This is a genomic window from Pisciglobus halotolerans (genome assembly GCF_900113675.1).
Lineage (GTDB): Bacteria > Bacillota > Bacilli > Lactobacillales > Carnobacteriaceae > Pisciglobus > Pisciglobus halotolerans.
Genome location: NZ_FOQE01000071.1, coordinates 1 through 3,740, shown reverse-complemented (window position 1 = coordinate 3,740; position 3,740 = coordinate 1). Strand labels below are relative to the sequence as shown.

Here is a 3,740-nt window from a genome sequence, read left to right as displayed (position 1 = left end):
TGGAAGATGTTGAAATTAACTCGCCACGTACCCATTTACGTGCTACAAACCATTCGTCCAATTATTTACAAGGTACAAATTTTAGAGATTCAGAAGGTACTATTAGCGTGAGTGGAGTTACACAACAGGGAGATAATGAGTTCACTGGTAATTCCATCAGCTTCGGTGAAGGAGGAACATTAATTTTTGGTCCCCCGGAAAATGAAATTACGGGAGAATGTCCGAACTGTAGAAACATCATCGTAGCTGATAAAAATAAACTACGCGCTAATTCACCCATCCAATGTTCACAATGTGGAGGTAGATTTCTCGCTAAATTACCATAATTTAATCGTTAATAATTGAATTTACTAATAGTTGAATAACCTCCTTTCCAAAAGGGGTTATATTTTTCACAAAAAAGAAAGTCAGTCTTTTGTCTGGACAAAAATATTGATACACGAATTCATCTAATTTCATGTATGCTTATAAAATCAGTAGTACAAGAATAAAGGCTATAAAACTCACATAAAGAATTGTGTGAGTTTTATAGCCTTTATTCTTTTTGAAACATATTGAAACTAATTAATTAGTTTCAATATGTTTATTTTTTAAATTTAAACACATCATCATAAAGACTAGTACTGCAAATACAGTTACACTCTGTATACGATATACAAACCAAGAATGGTGTTGTGAATGATTTGAAAGGAAAAATTGCCAAATATATGGATAGGTTGCAATAAGCAATAGTGGTGAAAGATTTAAAATTTCATGAAACGGTTTATGTTTTATAATAAGAACTATTAACCAAACTACAACTAATACAACAAACATCTTTAATGCTACACTTGGAAACATTAAATTAAAGTTTTCAGTGAACATTCTAATTCTATCTACAGGCTGACTTTCTGTACCTACAGTTCTAACCACACTTTGATTTAAAGCATCTTGTATAACATTATTTTCTGTAAAGAGAGTTGCTATTATCCATTTAAAGGCCCATGTAGCTCCATACCCTAGTCCCCATAAAAAAGAATTCTTGATAATAAAAAGAAGGCTATCAATGAATTCTTTACCTTTATCTCTTTTATTTTCCAGTAAAAATGCAAAAACTAAGGGAATACCTAGTGTTACAATTGGTGCTGTTAATAAATCAAAGAAATTTGTAATGGATCCTATAATTAAGAAACTATAGCCATAATATAAATAGAAAGATTTAATTTGACTGTTAAAATAGCCCATTAGAATAATTGCAATCATTGTAATTGCAAAAACACTTGTATATTGTAAAGACATTGGCAGGATAGTTATGTAAATCATTGCCATTGTTATAATAAAAGGAACAGATGCTTTTATTCCAAATGATTTATGAAGAACTAGGAAAGTTAGACAAAATAAAGAAAGAATGAAGAACATATTAACATATCTAATATTAGAATAATTTAGGCCACTTATTAAAGGTCTAAGTATAACTTGATACCCATGCCAATATCTGGGGTAATTATTCATAGACATAGCTGCTTCAAAAGGAGAAAGGGATTCATCTTTAATGGTTCTTCCAACCATTAATTTATCAGTAAAATTATCAAGTTGAGAAGCTTTATTATCATAAAATACTCGTGGATATTCTCCTTCGTGTTCAAATACTTGCATAGAATCATTAAATTCGGGTTCTACTGCTGAATTAGGTAAGGTGAAAACTAGTGTTAATGCGATAACGTAAGCTATTATTAATCCTATTAAAAGAAAACTGTAGTTACGTATGGTCTTAATAATCACTTTCATTTTTCCCCAACCTTTCTAATTTTTTTGACATGTTACTTATTTTTTGTATTGTAGTCAAGTTTGTTTCAAATTGTTGTTTCTGACTATGTATAATTACATCTAAAATGATTCCACTAAAAAATGATATAACAGCTGCAATAATTAAAAAACCAGACATAATAAGTGTAGGGAACCTTTCAACTAATCCTGTGCTTAAATATTCAATGAATACAGGAATAAATAATGCTAATCCAAAAGCAACTAATAAAAAGGAAATCAGTCCGAAAAAATAAAAAGGTTTATAATTTTTGAATAGTCTTCCGATAGTTTTGAGAACTTTAATCCCATCAGAGTAAGTATTTAATTTTGACTCGCTACCATCCGGTCGATCACGATAAGAAATTACTACATTTTCAATTGATAAATTTTTATCTAAAGCAAATATTGTCATCTCCGTTTCTATTTCAAAGCCTTCTGATAATATCGGGAAGGTTTTTACGAAATTATAACTGAATGCTCTATATCCTGTCATTATATCTTGAATCGAATTTTTGAAAAGTAAATTGATTAAACTTTTAACTAACTTATTCCCTATATTATGGAAAGGACGTTTATTTTCAGTAAAATAAGTTGACGACAAACGATCTCCTATTACCATATCTGCTTTTCCCTGTAAAATGATTTCTGCCATTTCTCTTGCATGTTCTGCGGGATATGTATCATCTCCATCTGCCATTATATAACAGTCAGCGTCAATATCTCTGAACATACTTCTTATAACATTACCCTTTCCTTGCTTATACTCTTTACGTACAACTACTCCTGCTTTTGAAGCTAGTTCAGCTGTCCCATCAGTAGAATTATTATCATAAACGTAAATAGTTGCTTCAGGTAGTACTTCTTTAAAATCTCTAATTACTTTTTCTATTGTTAAACTTTCATTATAACAAGGTAATAAAACTGCTATTTTAAACTGAGTCATACTCTCTCCTCCAAAAATATCTTTCTTGTAATAAAATTCCATATCATGACAATTATAGTTACCACAATTTTAGATATCATATAATGTATATAAAATTGTTCTACCAGGATTGCTAATAAAATTTGATTTATTATTAAACCACTGATACTTAATAAAATAAATATTTTAAGTTCCTTCTGTCGATTACTAGTATATTTGCTTACAAATACCCAATACATACTAGCAATATAATTATAAATTGTAGAAATTATAAATGAAATTGCTGCTGATATAATATAGTTAAACCCTATAAATTCTGTTAATATATACAATAAACTGTAATCAATAATAAATGCAGTACCGCCTACAAATAGAAATTTAATTATCTGAGATACCAATTTATTCATTTTCTTCTCCTAACATACAATGTTAATTTTAGCCCGATAGTCAATATAACATTAGTGTATGTTATAAGTCTAGATAATCTAATAAACTAAGTTTTTTGCCTTATTCTAATCAATTCTAATTGTTATTTATAATATAATAACAATTAGAATTGAACTAATTTCTTAAAAAAAGAGAAAAGAATCCCTTTCTCTTTTTTTGTTGTACATTAGACTTCATTAACTGATCTATTTTTTCTAGTAAAAATTTATTTTGTTCTGCGTTATCTTGTTTTAATGCTTCAAAGTGTTCTTTATATTCTTTGTTTTCCTCAACAAGATTATCAATTTTATTGGATTGATCTTCAATCGTTACCATTAACTCTTTTAAAACTTTTATCGGTAAATTAGTTGCTGTTATATCAGCTGATACGTCTGTTACGCTAGCTGTTATAGCTGATATGCCATTCGTAACAGACGTATCAGCTTGGTATAAAGCGAATGTTACTGCTTCTTGAACCGTTAAACCTTTTTCATGTTTTAATCTTAAAATTTCTTCTAAAACAGCTATTTCTTCTTCTGAAAAAAGCCTTTGTTTATTCGAATCACGTAAAAAATAATTTGGATCTTTTAATTCTTGTTCAATTAAA

General features: G+C 28.8%; 5 protein-coding genes. 1 reads left to right on the top strand and 4 read right to left on the bottom strand.

Annotated elements, in window-relative coordinates; genetic code table 11:
* Positions 1–326, top strand: a 326-nt coding sequence (locus tag BM057_RS11865; RefSeq protein ID WP_218147475.1) for a hypothetical protein, incomplete at its 5' end; no start/stop codon positions are given.
* A gap of 238 nt (positions 327–564) precedes the next feature.
* Here the strand turns inward: BM057_RS11865 and BM057_RS11345 are convergent.
* The 4 genes from BM057_RS11345 to BM057_RS11795 form a co-directional block, all read right to left on the bottom strand.
* The gene (locus BM057_RS11345) at positions 565–1,767 is read right to left on the bottom strand and encodes a hypothetical protein (protein ID WP_092093871.1); all 1,203 of its coding nucleotides are present in this window, start codon (positions 1,765–1,767) and stop codon (positions 565–567) included.
* The gene (locus tag BM057_RS11340) at positions 1,751–2,728 is read right to left on the bottom strand and encodes a glycosyltransferase family 2 protein (protein ID WP_092093868.1); all 978 of its coding nucleotides are present in this window, start codon (positions 2,726–2,728) and stop codon (positions 1,751–1,753) included. Before BM057_RS11340 ends, BM057_RS11345 begins: the two co-directional genes overlap by 17 nt.
* Positions 2,725–3,114: a GtrA family protein gene (locus BM057_RS11335; RefSeq protein WP_092093866.1), complete on the bottom strand. Its 390-nt coding sequence runs from the start codon at positions 3,112–3,114 to the stop codon at positions 2,725–2,727. The genes BM057_RS11340 and BM057_RS11335 overlap by 4 nt, the downstream gene beginning before the upstream one ends.
* A 154-nt stretch (positions 3,115–3,268) precedes the next feature.
* Positions 3,269–3,740, bottom strand: a 472-nt coding sequence (locus BM057_RS11795) for a hypothetical protein (protein ID WP_092093863.1), incomplete at its 5' end; no start/stop codon positions are given.